Here is a 17910-nt window from a genome sequence, read left to right on the forward strand (position 1 = left end):
TGTGTGTCAAACGTCATTGCAGCGACAGGTCAACTTTTTAGTGCTGGACGTTTCCGAATACATCTGCTAAAAAGCGTAACGCGTTACCTAAATAATCAAGAGCTCACCGCCTCGATTGTCGGTGAGGACGGATCGGAGAAGGAATAATGCGCACGGGAAACGAATGGTTTCTTTACAACTGTTGGTATGCCGCAGGCTGGACCAATGAAGTCGAAGAAGGAATGCCGCTGGCCAGGACCTATCTTGAGAAGCCCGTGGTTATCTTCCGGGGAGCGGACGGGCGTTATGTTGCACTGGATGACCGCTGCTGCCACCGCGCCGCGCCATTGTCCATGGGGCGTGTTGAGGGAAACTGCATTCGCTGCATGTACCATGGAATGAAGTACGACCCCTCCGGTCAGTGCGTCGAGATTCCCGGCCAGGCCAAAGTCAGCGATAACCATCGGGTCCACAGTTATCCCATCGTCGACCGTGCGGGCATGCTATGGCTCTGGATGGGCGATCCCGAAAAAGCGGATGTAGACGCTATCCCTCACTTTACTCCTCTCGACGACCCCGAATGGTGCGGCCTGCCGAAGCGCTGCTACCTACATTACGAAGCCAATTGGATGCTCATCGTCGACAATCTTGCCGATTTCTCGCACCTCGCATTTGTGCATACGGGAACGCTGGGTGGCTCTGAAGAGTACGCGACCGAATCCGCCCAAGCAGTGAACAAGCTAGAAAACGGTTTCGAGTTCGAGCGTTGGCATCGGAGCAGCGCACAACCTCCTTATCTCGCGGCAGTGACGCCCTGGGACCGGGAGTTGAAAGTAGATAGACGAAATTTTGTGCGGATGTATACCCCGGGAGTGTTCCTGATGGATACGCAGTTCGGGCCTGTCGGCTGGGATGCAGACGAGCCCCAGCCGGAATTGCTCGAGTTCCGCAACTGCCAGTACATGACGCCGGAAACGCGTCGCACCTCTCATTTTTTCTGGGAGTATCTGCGCAACTTCAGCAAAGACAGCGACGAAGTGGGCGAGACGCTGCGTGAGGCGATGTTCAAGGGCTTCTTCGAGGACAAGGTGATCATCGAAGAGCAGCAGAAATTGCTGGAGCGCTACGGCGATTTCCAGCCGCGTGGTATCGCAAGCGATAACGCCCTGTCGCATTTCAGGCGGGTTTGGTTCGAGGCAATAGCGAAGGAGCGGCAAATGGTCGCCTCCACTCAGCCCTCGATTCAGAATGCGATTCTGTGATGACTATGTCCGGTCTGGTGAGCTTCAGTTGCAACGGCGTTGAGTCCTGGGGCGTGGTAGAGGGAGCGAGTATCACCGATCTCGGGGCCCGCCAGGGTGGCTCCGTGCTGGAACTGCTGCGCGGCGGGATACAGAGCATCGAAACTGCCTGTGAGCTTTCCGCCGGTCTTCCCGTCGATCTCTCTCTAGGCGATGTCGATCTGCTGCCGCCGGTTGTGCGCGGCGAGAAGATCATCTGTGTCGGGGTGAACTACGCCAATCGCAATGACGAGTATCGGGACAACTCGACAGACCCGGTCTGGCCGAGCCTCTTCATGCGCAGCTACGAGTCCTTCACTGGAGCGGGCAGGAATCTCTGGCTCCCTCCAGAGAGCCCTCAGCTCGATTACGAGGGAGAGATCGTCATCGTCATCGGCAGGGAAGGGCACCGAATTCCGCAGTCGAGGGCAATGGAGTACGTGGCGGGCTACACGCTGATGAATGAAGGTACTCTGCGGGATTGGGTTCGTCACGCCAAGTTCAACGTTACCCAGGGTAAGAATTTCTTCCGCAGCGGCAGTATCGGTCCATGCATTGTTCACACCGGAGCCGTCCCCGACCACACAGCGCTGGAACTCTCGACGTGCGTCAATGGCGAGATCCGCCAGCAGGACACGACGGCGAACCTGCTCTTCCCGTTCGATTACCTTATCAGTTACCTCTCTATTTTCTACACCCTGAGGCCCGGCGACCTCATCTCCACTGGGACCCCAAACGGCGCAGGGGCGCGGCTGGACCCGCCTCGGTACCTGGCACCGGGTGACATCGTAGAGGTTGCTTGTCCGGCCATTGGCGTGCTGAGCAACGGCGTTGAAGACGACCCGCAGGCTCGCGGTGACATGACTGTGCAGCTACGCGGAAACGCCAGTCGGCCCGCAGTAACCTTTAGTTGATGGATAGCAGCGAGAAGGCGCTAGACGCGATGGGGGTGGAGCATCGGTCTACGATCTATCCCGGGCTCAGACTTGCGCGAAGAAGGACAGGGATCGCTTTCGCTTTCACGACGGTACATCTGATCATCTTCTCCTCCTTCATCCTGAACTGGACCGGATTTGGCGCAGCGCTGTCGCGACCGGTAGGCGTTGGCCCCATGACGGGCTCCTTGTTGTTGTTTATCACCTTGATCCTAACCCTTGTGTTCCTGGAGGTGCTCTTCCTCCTTGCTTCCCACAAGGGTCGCGGGACTTAGCCGGTGCGTCATCCAACAGTCATCATCAGTGCCTGTGCTGTCACGCTGTGCGCGCTGTTTCCCGGCGTCTCCACTGCGACCGTCGAAGCGGGACAGAGGCAGGCAATGAACCCCGTCGCGAGCGCCATGTTCCTCGTGTTTGTCGCAGTGACCCTATTGATCACTCGTTACGCGGCGCGGATGACAACCAGCAGTGGCAGTTTCTATACCGCCGGGGGCCAGCTTTCGGCAGTTCAGAATGGGGCAGCGATTGCAGGAGACTTCATGTCTGCAGCCTCCTTTCTAGGGATCACCGGCTTTATCTTTGTCGCTGGCTTCGATGGTCTGGTGCTCGCGATAGGCGCCTTCGGCGCCTGGCCTGTGCTGGTGTACCTGGTCGCACAACGCGTGAGAAACCTCGGGAGCTATACGTTCATCGATGTCATTTCAAGGCGCCTGGCGCCGAAGCAGACCCGCCTAGTGGTAGCCATCGCCACCATTGCGATCGTGATTCTCTACCTCATTGCTCAGATGGTGGCTGCAGGGAAGCTGGTTCAGTTGCTCTTCGGCATGCCCTATAAGGTCGCAGTTGTCCTGGTAAGCGTCCTGGTCCTCACCTACGTGACTTTTGGCGGTATGCTCGCCACCACCTGGGTACAGATCGTCAAGGCTTTATTACTGCTGATCGGCGTTACCCTGATGTCGTTTCTGATACTGAGTGAAGTCGGGTTCAGTCTGCCTGCCCTCCTCGAGCAGGCCGCTTCGGCGCATCCGGGCAGCGAGGCCATTCTCACACCCGGCCTGGCCTTCGATGATCCGGTGCAGGTGGCGACCATTATGCTGTCAATGCTCCTCGGCACCCTCGGTCTCCCCCATATTCTCATGCGCTTTTTCACGGTGCCCGATATGAGAGCAGCCAGAATGTCTGCTTTCTATGCCTCACTGTTGATGGGTTACTTCTATCTGCTGCTGATAGTCATCGGCTTCGGCGGCATCGCTGTGCTAAGTGGGCGTGACCAGTTCTTCGACAGCGCAGGAGCTGTGATCGGCGGTTCGAACATGACGGCTCTTCATATTGCGCGGGCTGTCGGGGGGGATGTCCTTGCGGCATTTATGGCTGCCCTTAGTTTTGCCACCATTCTCGCAGTCGTGGCGGGCTTGACGGTTTCCGGTGCAGCCGCCATCTCGCATGATCTTTATGCCGAAGTGCTTGCACATCGCCCGATTGATCCAGGCAGGGAACTCCGCGTCACGCGGGGGGCGGTTGCTCTGATCGGTGTGGCAGCAGCCTCGCTCGGGCTCGTTTTCGAGCATGAGAATGTCGCTTTCATTGCCGTCATGCCGATGGTGCTGGCTGCCTCAGTCACCTTCCCTGTGCTTATCCTGTCGCTTTATTGGCGCGGCTTGACCACCCGCGGCGCCCTCGCAGGGGCAATCTTCGGCCTGCTGCTCTCGATCAGTCTGATTGTGCTCGGCCCGAGGGTCTGGAGTGTCCTCCTAGGCAACAATGCGGCGCTGTTCCCCTACGACTACCCAGGACTCTTCACCGTCCCCCTCGTTTTCCTGGTCATCGTTGTCGTGTCACTGACGGACCGGAGCGAGCGCGGTCATCTGGACCGGCAGAACTACCACAAACTTCTGCTGCAATCGGAATTTGGCATTGCCCCGGCTTCACTGCCAGTCGCCAAGTCTTTGCGCCGCTAGCACCTTTGTCCGGGGCTGGCGGAAAGCAGATAACAAGGAGAGGAAAATGACCGGCTACACGATGCTCATAAACGGAGAAGCCGTTGCAGGTGATGAGAGCTTTGATGTCCTCAACCCTTCCACCGATAAGGTCCTCGCTACCTGCCCCAGCGGCAGCCAGGAAGACTTGGAGAATGCCGTCGCGGCGGCAAAGGGTGCTCTGCCGGACTGGAGCGCCCTGCCGATCGAGGAGAGGAGCGCTTGCCTGCTGAGAATGGCTGACCGGCTGGAGGAGAATCTGGCGGCCCTCGCCGCGTTGCTGAGTGCAGAACAGGGCAAGCCCGTTGAGGGTTATGCGGGACTCGGTGCGAATTTCGAGGTGGGCGGCTGCCTTGCGTGGATTCGCTACACCGCAGGCCTCACGTTACCTGTAGAGGTCGTACAGGACAACGAACAGGCCCGCATTGAAGTGCATCGCAAACCGGTAGGTGTCGTCGGTTCCATCACCCCATGGAACTATCCGTTACTCATCACCTGCTGGCACATTGTTCCGGCACTGCTGGCCGGTTGTTCCGTTGTAGTGAAACCGTCTGAGTACACACCCCTGACCGTCCTCAAGGCGATGCACCTGGTAGCGGACCTGTTCCCGCCCGGTGTGCTGAACGTTATCGCGGGGCCCGGAGCGGTCGGTGCCGCAATGGCAGCGCACGGGGGCATCAACAAGATAGTGTTCACCGGGTCAACGGCCACGGGAAAACGGATCATGGAGGCTGCGGCAGGTAACATCAAGCGCCTGACCCTTGAGCTGGGTGGCAATGACGCCGCGATTGTTCTGCCCGATGTCGACGTCGAAGAGGTTGCGGGGAAGATCTTTGCAACGTCGATGATCAACAACGGGCAGACCTGTGCTGCTTTGAAGCGGCTTTACGTTCACGATGATATCTACGATGAGCTTTGCGAAGCACTGGCCCGCCTGGCTGCTAGCGTCACCACCGGGCCAGCCAACGAGGCGCCGGATTTCGGCCCGTTACAGAACCGACAACAGTTCAACAAAGTCTGTGCTCTTGCAGATGCAGCGGCGCGTGAGGGGGCTGTGTTTCTCAGTGGCGGTCGTCCCCTAGATATGCCCGGCTATTTTTTCCCGGTCACCATCGTCCGAGACATCCAGGATTCCAGTGAACTCGTCACGACAGAGCAGTTTGGCCCGATTCTCCCGGTAATGAGGTTTACGGATATCGATGACGTCATCCGGCGTTCGAATGCGCTCGAACTCGGCCTCGGTGGATCCGTGTGGTCAGCTGACACAGTCCGGGCCACTGAACTTGCCTCGAGACTCGAATGCGGGACCGCCTGGGTCAATGATCATGCGGCAATCCAGCCTGATGCACCGTTCGGCGGCGCGAAGGAATCCGGTCTTGGCGTTGAGTTCGGCGTGCACGGACTGCTGGAGTATACGCAGATCCAGACAGTGCAAATCTGCAAATGCTGAGTACGGCCAGCCCATTGCCAGGGAGCGCCCTACCGGGCGGGTTGTTTTTACTGGCTCGGCACCCGACTGGGGGCGACCGTCAACTGTTCAGAGGTGGTAGACTCTGCCCCCGTGCGGGGGCCTGACCGACGCCGCCTTGCACATGGTGCAGGTATAGGATGCGTGACATGTCGCCTCAGAAAAAGGTTTCTCGTCGAAGGCCCAAGCGGGATGCAAACCCTGACGCCCTGAGGGAAATGCGTCGTTTCGACCGGTCACTGCCCATGAGCCTGCTGAAGGCCCACGAAGCAGTTCTGAGGACGTTCATACCCCACCTGCGAGCGCATCAGCTGTCCCCGCAGCAGTGGCGCGTGATGCGGGCGCTTGCCGAGGTCGACGCATTGGACGTCAGAGAACTTTCCGATGCGTGCTCCCTGTTGCGACCGAGCGTCAGCCGAATCCTGCAGAACCTGGAACAGCGCAGGATCGTGGTCCGGCAGCCCTGTCCGTCAGACAGTCGTAGGTCCCTGATCTCTATTACAGCCAAGGGCCTGAAACTTATTGCTGATATTGCGCCGGAATCAGAAGCCCGCTACGAGTACATTGAAGAGCGCTTCGGTACGGAAAATCTCGCGACTCTTTACGGGCTGCTGGAGTCACTGGTCGAGTCCCTTGAAAGCACACCACCGGCTTTCGGTGACCTCCCCGATGAGGTTGCCAGGCAGTAAGAGTCAGTGAAACCCAGGGACTTCCCCTGGAACTAGGCCTTCGGCCTTAGCGACGGCCGGGTACTGACTCAGTCGCTCGCCAATAAAGGTAACGCGTTACCTAAGGAGACTGAGATCCGTGACCCTTTCTCTTCATGACCCGGCCCTCATCCGACTTTCTGCCTACATCGATGGTCGATGGCTCGAGGGCGATGCAAGGCGGCAACTCCCGGTGATCAATCCCGCTACCGGTGCTGTCGTTGCCAGGGTGGCGACCGTCGGAAACCGGGAGGCGTTGGACGCAATCGAGGCGGCTGAACTGGCGCAGAAAGAGTGGGCGGCGAAACCCGCGAAGGAGCGGGCAGCTGTGCTGCGCGGTTGGTACGAACTGCTGCTTCGTCACCAGAGCGACCTGGCGCGGATCCTTACTGCTGAGCAGGGCAAGCCACTCCGCGAAAGCCTGGCAGAAGTTCTCTACGGGGCATCCTACCTGGAGTGGTTTGCCGAGCAGGCGAAGCGCATCGATGGCGTTGTGATTCCCGGACCCGCAGCGGATAAGCGGATCGTCTGCATCAAGCAGCCCGTTGGGGTCGTGGCCGCTATTACGCCCTGGAACTTCCCCAATGCCATGATTGCAAGGAAAGCGGCGCCGGCACTTGCCGCTGGCTGCGCTATCGTTATAAAACCGGCAGCGGAGACGCCGCTTTCTGCGCTCGCGATGGCGGAACTGGCGCATCGGGCAGGGGTGCCGAGGGGGTTGGTGAACGTACTTGTTGGCGACGCGAGTGAGATTGGCGCTGCGTTAACTGGCAGTCCTGTAGTGCGCAAGCTCACCTTCACGGGAAGTACCCGGGTCGGCAAGCAGCTCCAAGCGGAATGCGCAGCCTCCCTCAAGAGGACTTCCATGGAGCTTGGTGGCAATGCCCCGTTCATCGTTTTTGACGATGCAGATGTCGAGGCGGCCCTCGATGCAGCGATGCTGTCAAAGTTCAGGAACAGCGGCCAGACCTGTGTATGCAGCAATCGTTTTCTCGTCCACGAAAAGGTGCACGACCGGTTCGTCGACGGACTGGTCAATCGGGCAGCCGCACTGCGCCTGGGTGACGGGGTGGATGAGAGTACTGACCTCGGTCCGCTCATTTCCAGCCATGCGGTGAAGAGTGTTTCCGGACTGGTTCAGGGGTCTATCGCGGCGGGAGCCACGGTTGCCCTCGGCGGTGCACCGGCGAGCGAGGGCCCCTGCTTTTTCAGGCCTACCATACTCACCGACGTCACTAGGCAAATGCCTGTTTTCGCAACTGAAATTTTCGGTCCGGTGGTGCCCGTCTGTCGTTTCAGCTCTGAGGAGGAAGCGATAGCACTGGCTAATGAAACGGAACTCGGCCTGGCCGCTTACCTTTTTACCCGTGATGCAGGGAGGATGTGGCGGGTTCCCGAAGCGCTCGAATGCGGCATGGTCGGCGTTAATGACAGCAGTATCTCCAATGAAATGGCGCCTTTCGGTGGAATCAAGGAATCCGGTTCCGGCCGCGAGGGCTCGCAACTCGGTATCGATGAGTATCTCGAGCTTAAGTACATCCTCATGGGTGGGCTTGCGGGTTGATGTGCGCGGCGCTGCTGTCTACTGCGCCCCAGTTTTGTTAGCCGAACTGAAAGCACCCCCTGAAACAGCTCCGTGCATGGTTGCAGTTCTAGGCCCGATCGACGAATTTTTGCGGAGTTACTGGGCGGAGGGAGCTACCGTACAGCAGTGAGTGGAAATCGCGACCCTTTTGGGAGGAACTGTTGGGGGAGCGTCGGCTTAACTCGCTATAAAATATGGATAAAACGAATTAGTGGTACCGGAGACCGGACTCGAACCGGTAAGCCCCTGCGGGCGGGGGATTTTGAGTCCCCTGTGTCTACCAATTCCACCACTCCGGCAGGGAAGGGGGAGGCGCGGGATTATAGCAACGGGGCTCCCCGGCGCAATGACAGGCAGCTTCAATCCCCGCAGAGCGGTGCTTAACCTGCTGCTGCTTTCCCGGTATCCTTCGCGCCCGATCCGAGTAACGCCCCCTGCGTGGGGCTCTGACTGCGAAAGGAGAACACCATGGGCATGAAGCTGATCAAGAAGACCGACGAGTACCGCATCTACCAGCGCCGCGACGACCGCTACGCCGTCGAGAATGCCGAGCTCAAGCCGGTGAACGGCGAAGAAAAGGTCGCCATCCTGCTGGCGGAGGGCCTGATCACCGCACCGGCGCCGAAGCAGCCGGAGCCGGAGGAGCCCGAAGCCGCCGAAGAAGAGGCGGCCGCTGACGAGGGCGCCGAGGCGGCGGCCGAGGAAGCACCCGCCGAAGACGACGCCGAGTAAGCAGCGTCCCGGGGCCTGCGGGCCCCGCCTCCTCGAACGCGCCGGAAGCAACCCGGCACGAGAAACGCGGCAAATGCAACGCGACGACTTCAGCTACCACCTGCCGGAGGAACTCATCGCGCAACGGCCCCTCGCGGACCGCGCGGCGAGTCGTCTGCTTTGCCTCGATGGCGCCAGTGGCGGTATTGACCACCGGCAGTTCCGGGACCTGCCGTCCCTGCTGCAGCCGGGGGACCTCCTGGTCTTCAACAACACCCGCGTGCTGCCGGCCCGGCTCTGGGGTCGCAAGGGCACGGGCGGGCGCGTGGAGGTGCTGGTCGAGCGCCTGCGCGGCGACGACGAGGCGCTCGTCCACCTGCGGGCGAGCAAGCCGTCCGCTGCCGGAACGGTCATCCACCTCGCCGCGGACCGGGATGGCGAGCCCGGCGGCGAGTGCCTCGAGGTGCTCGGCCGGGAGGACGACCTGTACCGGGTGGCCGCCCCCGGCAAGCCGGTGACGCAGCTGCTCGCGGAGCTGGGGCACATGCCCCTGCCGCCCTACATCGAGCGCGCGGACGATGCCGTCGACCGCGAGCGCTACCAGACGGTCTACGCCAGCCGCGACGGCTCCGTGGCGGCGCCGACGGCGGGCCTGCACTTCGACGAGGCGCTGTTCGCGGCGCTGGACGAGCGCGGTATCGCGCGCACGGAGGTGACCCTCCACGTCGGCGCCGGCACCTTCCAGCCGGTGCGCGCCGAGACGATCGAGGACCACGTGATGCACGCGGAGTACCTCGAGGTGGGCGAGGACGCCTGCACCGCCATCGCCGCGGCCCGGGCCCGCGGCGGCCGCGTGGTGGCGGTGGGTACGACGGCGGTGCGCAGCCTGGAAACGGCCGCTGCCGGCGGCGAGCTCGCCCCCTACCGCGGGGACACGCGCCTGTTCATCTACACGGGTTACCGCTTTCGCTGCGTCGACGCCATGGTGACCAACTTCCACCTGCCGGAATCGACGCTGCTCATGCTGGTCAGCGCCTTTGCTGGCCGGGAGGCGGTGCTCGCCGCCTACGAGGTCGCGGTCGCGGAGCGCTACCGCTTCTTCAGCTACGGCGATGCCATGTTTCTCACGCCCTGCGCCGGCGCCCGGGAGGCCGGGTGAGGCCGGCCTGCCACCTGCGCTTCGAGCGCCTGGGGTCTGATGGTGAAGCGCGCCGCGGGCGCCTGCACTTTCCCCGCGGCACGGTGGAAACGCCGGCGTTCATGCCCGTGGGCACCTACGGCACCGTCAAGGGCATGCTGCCGCGGGATGTCGCCGCCACCGGTGCCGAGATCATCCTCGGCAACACCTTCCATCTCTGGCTGCGGCCGGGCACGGAGATCATCGCCGCCCACGGCGACCTGCACGATTTCATGGGCTGGCAGGGCCCGATCCTCACCGACTCCGGCGGCTTCCAGGTGTTCAGCCTCGGCGCCATGCGCCGGATCACCGAGGCCGGGGTGTCCTTCCGCTCGCCGGTGAACGGCGACAAGGTCTTTCTCGACCCGGAGACCTCCATGGCGGTGCAGCGGGCCCTCGGCAGCGACGTGGTGATGATCTTCGACGACTGCACCCCGTACCCGGCGACCCGGGACGAGGCCGCGGCCTCCATGCAGCTGTCCCTGCGCTGGGCGCAGCGCAGCCGCGACGCCCACGGCGACAGCCCCGCGGCGCTCTTCGGCATCGTCCAGGGCGGTATGTACCCGGAGCTGCGCCGCGAGTCCCTCGCCGGCCTCGAGGCCATCGGCTTCGACGGTTACGCCATCGGCGGCCTGTCCGTCGGCGAGCCGAAAGCGGAGATGCTTGCCGTGCTCGAGGAACTGGGCCCGGCGCTGCCGGCAGAAACGCCGCGCTACCTCATGGGCGTGGGTACGCCGGGGGATCTCATCGAGGGGGTGCGCCGCGGCATCGACATGTTCGACTGCGTCATGCCCACCCGGAATGCCCGCAACGGCAACCTGTTCACCTCCGTCGGCCAGGTCAAGATCCGCAACGCGCGCCACCGCGCAGACACGGGCCCGCTGGACCCGAACTGCGACTGCTACACCTGCGAAAACTTCTCCCGCGCCTACCTGCACCACCTGGAGCGCTGCAAGGAGATCCTCGGTGCGCAGCTCAATACGCTGCACAATATCCACTACTACCAGCGCCACATGCAGGGCATCCGCGCCGCTATCGAGCGCGGTGAACTGGATGCCTTTGCCCGCGCGTACTACGCATCGCAGGAGGAGTGACCGTGTACAAGCTCTGTTTCTACGTCCCTGCGTCCCACCTCGAGGCCGTGAAGGAAGCGGTGTTCGCGACCGGCGCCGGGCGCATCGGCGACTACGACAGCTGCTGCTGGCAGGTGGCCGGCCAGGGCCAGTTCCGGCCTCTCGCCGGGAGCCAGCCCTTCATCGGCAGCCAGGGTACGATCGAGCAGGTGGAGGAGTACCGGGTGGAGCTGGTCTGCGCCGACCAGGTCGTGCGCGCGGCCGTGGCCGCCCTGTATGATGCGCACCCCTACGAGGAGCCGGCCTGGGACCTGGTGGCGCTGGCCAACGATGACATCGACGCGCTCTGAGCAGCGAGGAGAGTGACCATGCAGTACCGGCTCGGCGACAGCACGCCCCGGCTTCTCGGCGGCGGCCATTACATCGCCCCGAACGCGGCGGTGATCGGCCGCGTGACCCTGCGCGCCAATGCCAGCGTGTGGTTCTCCTGCGTGCTGCGCGGCGACGTGGAGGCCATCGAGATCGGCGAAGGCAGCAACATCCAGGACGGCACGGTCATCCACGCGGACCCGGGGTACCCGGTGCACGTGGGTGCCAACGTCACCGTCGGCCACAACGCGATGCTGCACGGCTGCCGCGTCGGCGACGGCAGTCTCATCGGCATCGGTGCCGTGGTCCTGAACGGGGCCCGCATCGGTCGCGGCTGCCTCGTGGGTGCCGGCGCACTGGTCACCGAGGGGACGGAAATCCCCGACGGCAGCCTCGTGCTCGGGTCGCCGGCGAAGGTGAAGAAGACGCTGTCGCCGGAGCAGCAGCTGGCCCTCGCGCACAACGCCGACCACTACGTCGGCAATGCAAAACGATTTTCGGAAGACCTGGAGGCCCTGGCATGAGCGACCTCGGCGAGCCCGCGTCCCCCTGCATCTCCGTGTGCGCGCTGGACGCCAACGACATCTGCCTGGGCTGCTATCGCAGCGCCCAGGAAATCACGGACTGGTGGATGGCGAGCGCAAAGGAAAAACAGGACATCCTCGCGCGCTGCGAGGCGCGGCGCCAGGCCGACAGCCCGGTGCGCCTGCTCTAGGTCGCCTGTTTAACGCCGGCTAGGCGGTCTCGGGCCGCGCCCTCACCGTGCGCACGATGTTGCCGCCGAGTTCGAGGATCTCCAGGCGGTAGCGGTCCACGGTCAGGCCCACGGCGCCGTCGGGGAACGACTCCAGGTATTCAAGCACCAGCCCGCTCAGGGTCTTGGGGCCATCCGTGGGCAGCTCCCAGTCCAGGGCCTTGTTGATATCGCGCACGCTCGCCGTGCCGGTGATCAGGTAGCTGCCGTCGCGCTGCGGGAAGATCTCGTCGTCCGTATCCGAGAGGTTCGAGGTGAATTCGCCGACGATCTCCTCGAGGATGTCCGCCAGCGCCACCAGCCCCATCACGTCACCGTACTCGTCCACCACGATGGCCAGCCGGCGCTTCTGTTTCTGGAAGTTGAGCAGCTGCGTGTGCAGGGGCGTGCTCTCGGGAATGTAGTAGGGCTTGTCCATCTCGCGCTCGAGCGCGGCGCGATCGAGGCGCCCGTCCGTGAGCACGCGGCCAGCGTTGCGCAGGTGCAGCACGCCGGTCACGTTATTGATGTCGTCGCGCCAGACCGGCAGCAGCGTGTGCGTGCTGTTCTGGATGGCGGCCAGGATGGTGTCGTCGTCATCGTCGAGGTCGATACCGTAGACCTCGGTACGCGGCACCATGATGTCGTCCACGGTGATCGCCTCGAGGTCGAGGATGTTCACCAGCATGCCCCGGTGCCGCTGCGGGATCAGCGCGCCCGCTTCCGTGACGATGGTACGCAGCTCCTCCGTGGAGACGTGCTCGTCACCGCCCCTGCTCGGGTCGACGCCGAGCAGGCGCAGGAGGCCGTTGGTCACGGTGTTCACCGCCATGACCAGCGGGTACAGCACCTTGAGCAGCGGCAGCAGGACCACGCTCGCGGGGAAGGACACGCCCTCCGGGTGCAGGGCGGCGATGGTCTTGGGGGTGATCTCCGCGAAGATGAGGATCACCAGCGTGAGCAGGAAGGTCGCGATGACGATGCCGGCGTCGCCGTAGAGACGGATGGCGATCACCGTGGCGATGGCCGAGGCGGCGATGTTCACCAGGTTGTTGCCGATGAGGATCAGGCCGATGAGCCGGTCCGGGCGCTCGAGCAGGGCGCTTGCGCGGCGTGCGCCGCGGTGGTCCTGGCTGCGCAGATGCTTCAGGCGGTAGCGGTTCAGGGACATCATGCCCGTCTCCGAACCGGAGAAGAAGCCGGAGAGGAGGATAAGGGCAGCGAGAACAGAGAAGAGGAGACCCAGCGGTGCCTCGTTCAAGAGTAGCGTTGACTCCGGGTGACCATCGAAAAAGTATCTTGAAGAAAAACGGGAGGAGCGGCAACCCGTGCCGCCTGCCTATTCGACCTTGAGGATGAGTTCCAGCACGAGCTTCGAACCGAAGAACGCGAGGATGAGCAACGCAAAACCGGAAAGTGTGAAGCGCACCGCTGTCTGCGCCCGCCAGCCAAGCTGGTAGCGCCCCCAGAGCAGCACGGAAAATACGACCCAGGCGACCATCGAGAGGATGGTCTTGTGCACCAGGTGCTGGGCGAACATGTTCTCCATGAAGATCATGCCGCTGGCGATCGCCACCGTCAGTGCGATCACGCCGATCCAGATCAGCTCGAAGAGCATTCTCTCCATCAGCTGCAGCGGCGGCAGGGAGCGGGCAATCCCGTGCATGTTGCGCTGGCGCAGCTGCCGGTCCTGCAGGGCCACCAGCGCGGCCTGCGCCGCGGCGAGCGTGAGGATGGAGTAGGCGAGAATGGAGCTGCCGATGTGCAGCAGGATGCCGGGAGAGAGCTCGCTGCGGGCATGGGAGGTCTCCGGCCCGAGGGTCGCCACCACGATGGCGAGGGCGGACAGGGGGAACAGGCCGATGAGCAGGTTCTGCAGCGGACGCTTGAGAAGGGCGGCCACGCAGGCGATGTTCACCGCGAGAAAAGACAGCGAGAGTGCCCGGTAGAAGCCGAAGGACACGCCCTGGCCGGTGTTGAGCGCGTCCCAGGTCACGATGGCGTGGCCGACGAGGGCGGCCAGGGCCATGACCATCACCGCCCTCGACAGGCGCTGCCGCCGCTGCGCCATGTGGGTTAACTGCAGGCCGGCTGCCGCCAGGTAGAGGAGGGCGGCGACAACGGCGATAAAGGCGATGGGCATGGAGGTTGGGGCGACAACCCGGGTCACGTATACTCGCGCCTTTGTACCGGGTTGTCCCGGTACAATCAATAGACACCCCGGCAATAGACACCCCGGCGACCAGCGACGGCACGGCCACGGTGCCCACGGATTCCCAGCATGTTCGAGAGCCTTTCAGACCGCCTCACCCAGAGCCTCCGCAGCATTACCGGCAAGTCCCGGCTGACGGAGGACAATATCCAGGGCACGCTGCGCGAGGTGCGCATGGCGCTGCTCGAGGCCGATGTCGCGCTGCCGGTGGTCAAGCAGTTCGTGGAGTCCGTGAAGACGCGGGCCCTAGGCCAGGAGGTCATGGCGAGCCTGAGCCCGGGCCAGGCCTTCCTGAAGATCGTCCAGGCGGAGCTCGAGCAGGTCATGGGCGGCGCCAACGAGGGCCTCGACCTCGCCACGCGGCCGCCGGCGGTCATTCTGCTCGCGGGCCTGCAGGGCGCGGGCAAGACCACCTCGGCGGCGAAGCTCGCGAAGCTGCTCAAGGAGCGCGACAAGAAGAAGGTGATGGTGGTGAGCGCGGACGTCTACCGCCCCGCGGCCATCCGCCAGCTCGAGACCCTCGCCGGCGAGGTCGGGGTGGACTTCTTCCCCAGCGACGAGACGCAGAAGCCCGTGGCCATCGCCCACGCGGCGCTGGAGAAGGCCCGCATCAGCTTCGCCGATGTACTGATCGTCGACACCGCGGGCCGCCTGGCCGTGGACGAGGCGATGATGGCCGAGATCGCCGAGCTGGAGCGGGAGCTCAAGCCGGCGGAGACGCTGTTCGTGGTCGACGCCATGACCGGCCAGGACGCGGCGAACACGGCCAAGGCCTTCGGCGATGCGCTACCGCTCACCGGCGTGATTCTCACCAAGGTGGACGCCGACACCCGCGGCGGCGCGGCCCTGTCCGTGCGCACCGTGACCGGCAAGCCGATCAAGTTCCTCGGCGTCGGCGAGAAGACGGCGGCGCTGGATCCGTTCCACCCGGACCGCCTCGCCTCGCGCATCCTCGGCATGGGCGACATCCTGTCGCTCATCGAGGAGGCGGAGCAGAAGGTCGACAAGGCCAAGGCCGAGAAGCTCGCGAAGAAGGTCAAGAAGGGCAAGAAGTTCGACCTCGAGGACTTCCGCGACCAGCTCGAGCAAATGAACAACATGGGCGGCATGGCGGCCATGCTCGACAAGATGCCGGGCATGGGCAACATGGCCCAGGCCGCGCAGCAGGCCATCGACCCGAAGCTCTTCGCCCGCATGGAGGCCATGATCAATTCCATGACGCCGAGGGAACGGCGCAACCCGGACCTCATCCAGGGCAGCCGCAAGCGCCGCATCACCCGCGGTTCCGGCACCCAGGTGCAGGACCTGAACCGCCTGCTCAAGCAGCACAAGCAGATGCAGAAGATGATGAAGAAGATGAAGGGCGGCGGCATGCAGAAGATGATGCGCGGCCTTGGCGGCATGATGGGGCCCGGGGGCGGCGGTCCCGGCGGCCCGGGCGGGGTCGGCGGCGGGGGCATGCCGTTCCGCTAGCGGCGGAGCGGACGCTTTCCTAACACCGCGCCAGTGTTGAAAAATCCCGCCCGGGGGGCTTTTCAGGGGCGGGTGATTTCCGTATGATACGCGACCTTTCCGGCAGCGGGCTGGCCCGCGCTGTCGAGTAGCTGTGGGCCCGCCGGCTAAGATCCCGGTGTTACCGCGACGATCAAGGGATATTCAAGCAGATGGTAACAATTCGACTTTCCAGGTCGGGCGCCAAGAAGCGCCCGTTCTACCACGTGACGGTCACCGACCGCCGCAATGCCCGCGACGGCCGCTTCATCGAGCGCGTGGGCTTCTACAACCCCGTGGCCCGCGGCCAGGAAGAGCGCCTGCGCATCGACCGCGAGCGCATCGCCTACTGGCAGGGGCAGGGCGCTCAGCTCTCCGAGCGTGTGGCCAAGCTCCTCGCGGAAAAGCCGGCCGATGACGCCGCGGACAGCGCTGCCGCCTGAGGGCCTCATGACAGCTGGGCGTATCACCGGCTGCTACGGAATCAAGGGTTGGGTGCGGGTTCATCCGTACACCGACCAGGCAGAAAGCCTGCTCGACTTCCCCGCCTGGTGGCTGGAAGGCAGGGACGGGCCGGAGCCGGTGGTCATCGACGCCGGGCGCCGCCAGGGCCGCGGGCTCCTGGTGCACTTCGCGGGGGTCGATGACCGCACAGCGGCGGAAGCGCTGCGGGGACGTGACATCCTCGTGCGCGAGGCCGCCCTGCCGCCCCTCGGGGACGGCGAGTATTACTGGCACCAGCTCGAGGGTCTCGAGGTGTGGTGCCAGGACCGGGAGGGCGATGCGGAAGGCGGCCAGAAAGGCGAAAAGCTGCTCGGCCGCGTCGCCTACCTGATCGAGACCGGGGCCAACGATGTGCTCGTGGTCCGCGCAAGCCCCGGCAGCATCGACGACCGGGAGCGCCTGGTGCCGTACCTGCCGGGCGACGTGGTCAAGGCTGTCGACCTGGCCGCTGGGCGCCTGACCGTGGACTGGTTCCCGGAGGTCTGAGTTCCCGGGGCCCGCAGGGCCCCGGTGCCCCAGGGAGGAAGCGGTGCACATCGCGGTGGTGACCCTGTTCCCGGGGATGTTCGAGGCGGTCACCGCTTACGGTGTGACCGGCCGCGCGGTGGCCCAGGGTGGCCTCGCGGTGACGACGGTGGATCCGCGGGATTTCACCCAGGATCGGCACCGCACCGTGGACGACCGCCCCTACGGCGGCGGCCCCGGGATGCTGATGAATATCGACCCGCTGCGGCAGGCCTTGCGCGCCGCACGGGAGCAGGCGGCGGCCGCGGGCGCGCCGCCGCGCGTGGTCTACCTGTCGCCCCAGGGGCGGCGCCTGGACCACGCCCGGGTCAAGGCGCTGGCGGCGGAGCCGTCGCTGGTGCTGCTGGCCGGCCGCTACGAGGGGGTGGACGAACGCCTCCTCGAGAGCGAGGTGGACGAAGAGCTGTCCATCGGCGACTACGTGCTGAGCGGCGGCGAGCTGCCGGCCATGGTCGTGATCGACGCCGTGGCGCGGCTGCTGCCGGGAACGCTCGGCCACGCGGATTCGGCGGCGGAGGACTCCTTCGCGGCGGGGCTGCTGGACTATCCGCAGTACACGCGGCCCGAGGAGTTCGAGGGCCGGCGGGTGCCGGAGATACTGCTCAGCGGGGATCACGAGCGGATCCGCCGCTGGCGCCTGAAGCAGGCCCTGGGCCGGACGCGGGAGCGTCGCCCCGACCTGCTCGAGGGCAGGGCCCTGGGCCCGGAAGAGGAACAGCTGCTCGCGGAGTACTGCCGCGAGCACGGGATCGACAACTGACAGGGCGGCAATGCCCTGGAACGACTTGAGGAGTGCCCCATGAGCACCAATTCCATTATCTCCCAGCTCGACGCCGAGCAGATGGACAAGGACCTGCCGGAGTTCAACCCCGGCGACACGGTCGTGGTCCAGGTCAAGGTGAAAGAGGGCAACCGCGAGCGCCTGCAGGCCTTCGAGGGCGTGGTCATCGGCAAGCGCAACCGCGGTCTCAACTCCGCGTTCACGGTGCGCAAGGTCTCCCACGGCGTCGGCGTCGAGCGGACCTTCCAGACCTACAGCAAGCTGCTCGACAGCATCGCCGTGAAGCGTCGCGGTGACGTGCGCCAGGCCAAGCTGTACTACCTGCGCGAGCGCTCCGGCAAGTCCGCGCGGATCAAGGAGAAGCTATCCTCCTGAGGGACGGCTTCCGCCCTGCGCGGTAGCGG

19 protein-coding genes and 1 tRNA gene are annotated in these 17910 nt (G+C 64.1%); 17 read left to right on the top strand and 3 right to left on the bottom strand.

The annotated features are described in order from the left end of the window. Positions 1-146 precede the first annotated feature (146 nt). The 6 genes from RKE50_RS04335 (at position 147) to RKE50_RS04360 (ending at position 7909) form a co-directional block, all read left to right on the top strand. A complete protein-coding gene (locus RKE50_RS04335; RefSeq protein WP_350034699.1) occupies positions 147-1241 on the top strand; it encodes an aromatic ring-hydroxylating dioxygenase subunit alpha in 1095 nt (364 codons plus the stop codon). 104 nt (positions 1242-1345) lie between these two features. Then, on the top strand, positions 1346-2173 hold the full coding sequence (locus RKE50_RS04340) for a fumarylacetoacetate hydrolase family protein (RefSeq protein WP_350034701.1): 828 nt from the start codon (positions 1346-1348) through the stop codon (positions 2171-2173). 299 nt (positions 2174-2472) lie between these two features. Further along, the gene (locus RKE50_RS04345; protein ID WP_350034702.1) at positions 2473-4152 is read left to right on the top strand and encodes a sodium:solute symporter family transporter; all 1680 of its coding nucleotides are present in this window, start codon (positions 2473-2475) and stop codon (positions 4150-4152) included. Between the two features lie 46 nt (positions 4153-4198). Beyond that, on the top strand, positions 4199-5620 hold the full coding sequence (locus RKE50_RS04350; protein ID WP_350034703.1) for an aldehyde dehydrogenase family protein: 1422 nt from the start codon (positions 4199-4201) through the stop codon (positions 5618-5620). 263 nt (positions 5621-5883) lie between these two features. Then, the gene (gene hpaR, locus RKE50_RS04355) at positions 5884-6327 is read left to right on the top strand and encodes a homoprotocatechuate degradation operon regulator HpaR (RefSeq protein ID WP_350034705.1); all 444 of its coding nucleotides are present in this window, start codon (positions 5884-5886) and stop codon (positions 6325-6327) included. Between the two features lie 118 nt (positions 6328-6445). Further along, a complete protein-coding gene (locus RKE50_RS04360) occupies positions 6446-7909 on the top strand; it encodes an NAD-dependent succinate-semialdehyde dehydrogenase (protein ID WP_350034707.1) in 1464 nt (487 codons plus the stop codon). Between the two features lie 233 nt (positions 7910-8142). Here RKE50_RS04360 and RKE50_RS04365 read toward each other — a convergent pair. Next, positions 8143-8229 (bottom strand) — tRNA-Leu (locus RKE50_RS04365). Between the two features lie 169 nt (positions 8230-8398). On the opposite strand from RKE50_RS04365, the gene RKE50_RS04370 reads away from it, so the two are divergent. The 6 genes from RKE50_RS04370 to RKE50_RS04395 all read left to right on the top strand — a co-directional run bounded on the left by RKE50_RS04370 (position 8399) and on the right by RKE50_RS04395 (position 11975). Then, positions 8399-8662, top strand: coding sequence for a hypothetical protein (locus RKE50_RS04370; RefSeq protein WP_350034708.1), 264 nt, complete (start codon positions 8399-8401; stop codon positions 8660-8662). A 73-nt stretch (positions 8663-8735) separates the two neighbouring features. Beyond that, on the top strand, positions 8736-9800 hold the full coding sequence (gene queA / locus RKE50_RS04375) for a tRNA preQ1(34) S-adenosylmethionine ribosyltransferase-isomerase QueA (protein ID WP_350034710.1): 1065 nt from the start codon (positions 8736-8738) through the stop codon (positions 9798-9800). Between the two features lie 14 nt (positions 9801-9814). After that, positions 9815-10912, top strand: coding sequence for a tRNA guanosine(34) transglycosylase Tgt (gene tgt, locus RKE50_RS04380; RefSeq protein ID WP_350036477.1), 1098 nt, complete (start codon positions 9815-9817; stop codon positions 10910-10912). A gap of 2 nt (positions 10913-10914) precedes the next feature. After that, positions 10915-11241 carry a YqfO family protein gene (locus RKE50_RS04385; protein ID WP_350034712.1) on the top strand — a complete coding sequence of 109 codons (327 nt, stop codon included), beginning with the start codon at positions 10915-10917 and terminating at the stop codon, positions 11239-11241. Between the two features lie 18 nt (positions 11242-11259). Continuing rightward, entirely contained in the window at positions 11260-11784 is a 525-nt protein-coding gene (locus RKE50_RS04390; protein WP_350034713.1) for a gamma carbonic anhydrase family protein, read from the top strand. Then, positions 11781-11975, top strand: a complete 195-nt coding sequence (locus tag RKE50_RS04395; protein WP_350034714.1) for a DUF1289 domain-containing protein — start codon at positions 11781-11783, stop codon at positions 11973-11975. The genes RKE50_RS04390 and RKE50_RS04395 overlap by 4 nt, the downstream gene beginning before the upstream one ends. Positions 11976-11994: 19 nt before the next feature. Here the strand turns inward: RKE50_RS04395 and RKE50_RS04400 are convergent, their stop codons facing one another. Both RKE50_RS04400 and RKE50_RS04405 read right to left on the bottom strand, forming a co-directional pair. Next, on the bottom strand, positions 11995-13254 hold the full coding sequence (locus RKE50_RS04400; protein ID WP_350034715.1) for an HlyC/CorC family transporter: 1260 nt from the start codon (positions 13252-13254) through the stop codon (positions 11995-11997). A 78-nt stretch (positions 13255-13332) separates the two neighbouring features. After that, positions 13333-14163 carry a cytochrome C assembly family protein gene (locus RKE50_RS04405; RefSeq protein ID WP_350034716.1) on the bottom strand — a complete coding sequence of 277 codons (831 nt, stop codon included), beginning with the start codon at positions 14161-14163 and terminating at the stop codon, positions 13333-13335. 111 nt (positions 14164-14274) lie between these two features. On the opposite strand from RKE50_RS04405, the gene ffh reads away from it, so the two are divergent. The 5 genes from ffh to rplS all read left to right on the top strand — a co-directional run bounded on the left by ffh (position 14275) and on the right by rplS (position 17881). Next, positions 14275-15678 (top strand): signal recognition particle protein, encoded by a 1404-nt coding sequence (gene ffh / locus RKE50_RS04410; protein ID WP_350034717.1) that lies wholly within the window; start codon positions 14275-14277, stop codon positions 15676-15678. 191 nt (positions 15679-15869) lie between these two features. Next, the gene (gene rpsP, locus RKE50_RS04415; protein ID WP_350034718.1) at positions 15870-16139 is read left to right on the top strand and encodes a 30S ribosomal protein S16; all 270 of its coding nucleotides are present in this window, start codon (positions 15870-15872) and stop codon (positions 16137-16139) included. Between the two features lie 7 nt (positions 16140-16146). After that, on the top strand, positions 16147-16686 hold the full coding sequence (rimM, locus tag RKE50_RS04420; RefSeq protein ID WP_350034719.1) for a ribosome maturation factor RimM: 540 nt from the start codon (positions 16147-16149) through the stop codon (positions 16684-16686). A gap of 43 nt (positions 16687-16729) precedes the next feature. Further along, positions 16730-17485, top strand: coding sequence for a tRNA (guanosine(37)-N1)-methyltransferase TrmD (trmD, locus tag RKE50_RS04425; protein WP_350034721.1), 756 nt, complete (start codon positions 16730-16732; stop codon positions 17483-17485). 39 nt (positions 17486-17524) lie between these two features. After that, on the top strand, positions 17525-17881 hold the full coding sequence (gene rplS / locus RKE50_RS04430; protein ID WP_350034722.1) for a 50S ribosomal protein L19: 357 nt from the start codon (positions 17525-17527) through the stop codon (positions 17879-17881). Positions 17882-17910 lie beyond the last annotated feature (29 nt).

Source organism: Pseudohaliea sp., from assembly GCF_040217025.1.
Taxonomy (GTDB): Bacteria; Pseudomonadota; Gammaproteobacteria; order Pseudomonadales; family Halieaceae; genus Pseudohaliea.

Excerpts from the sequence above, each read along its gene's own strand:
- RKE50_RS04350 (WP_350034703.1), top strand. The coding sequence starts at position 4,199 with ATGACCGGCTACACGATGCTCATAAACGGAGAAGCCGTTGCAGGTGAT.
- rpsP (WP_350034718.1), top strand. The coding sequence starts at position 15,870 with ATGGTAACAATTCGACTTTCCAGGTCGGGCGCCAAGAAGCGCCCGTTC.
- ffh (WP_350034717.1), top strand. The coding sequence starts at position 14,275 with ATGTTCGAGAGCCTTTCAGACCGCCTCACCCAGAGCCTCCGCAGCATT.
- rimM (WP_350034719.1), top strand. The coding sequence starts at position 16,147 with ATGACAGCTGGGCGTATCACCGGCTGCTACGGAATCAAGGGTTGGGTG.
- hpaR (WP_350034705.1), top strand. The coding sequence starts at position 5,884 with ATGAGCCTGCTGAAGGCCCACGAAGCAGTTCTGAGGACGTTCATACCC.
- RKE50_RS04390 (WP_350034713.1), top strand. The coding sequence starts at position 11,260 with ATGCAGTACCGGCTCGGCGACAGCACGCCCCGGCTTCTCGGCGGCGGC.
- queA (WP_350034710.1), top strand. The coding sequence starts at position 8,736 with ATGCAACGCGACGACTTCAGCTACCACCTGCCGGAGGAACTCATCGCG.
- rplS (WP_350034722.1), top strand. The coding sequence starts at position 17,525 with ATGAGCACCAATTCCATTATCTCCCAGCTCGACGCCGAGCAGATGGAC.
- RKE50_RS04370 (WP_350034708.1), top strand. The coding sequence starts at position 8,399 with ATGGGCATGAAGCTGATCAAGAAGACCGACGAGTACCGCATCTACCAG.
- RKE50_RS04335 (WP_350034699.1), top strand. The coding sequence starts at position 147 with ATGCGCACGGGAAACGAATGGTTTCTTTACAACTGTTGGTATGCCGCA.
- RKE50_RS04395 (WP_350034714.1), top strand. The coding sequence starts at position 11,781 with ATGAGCGACCTCGGCGAGCCCGCGTCCCCCTGCATCTCCGTGTGCGCG.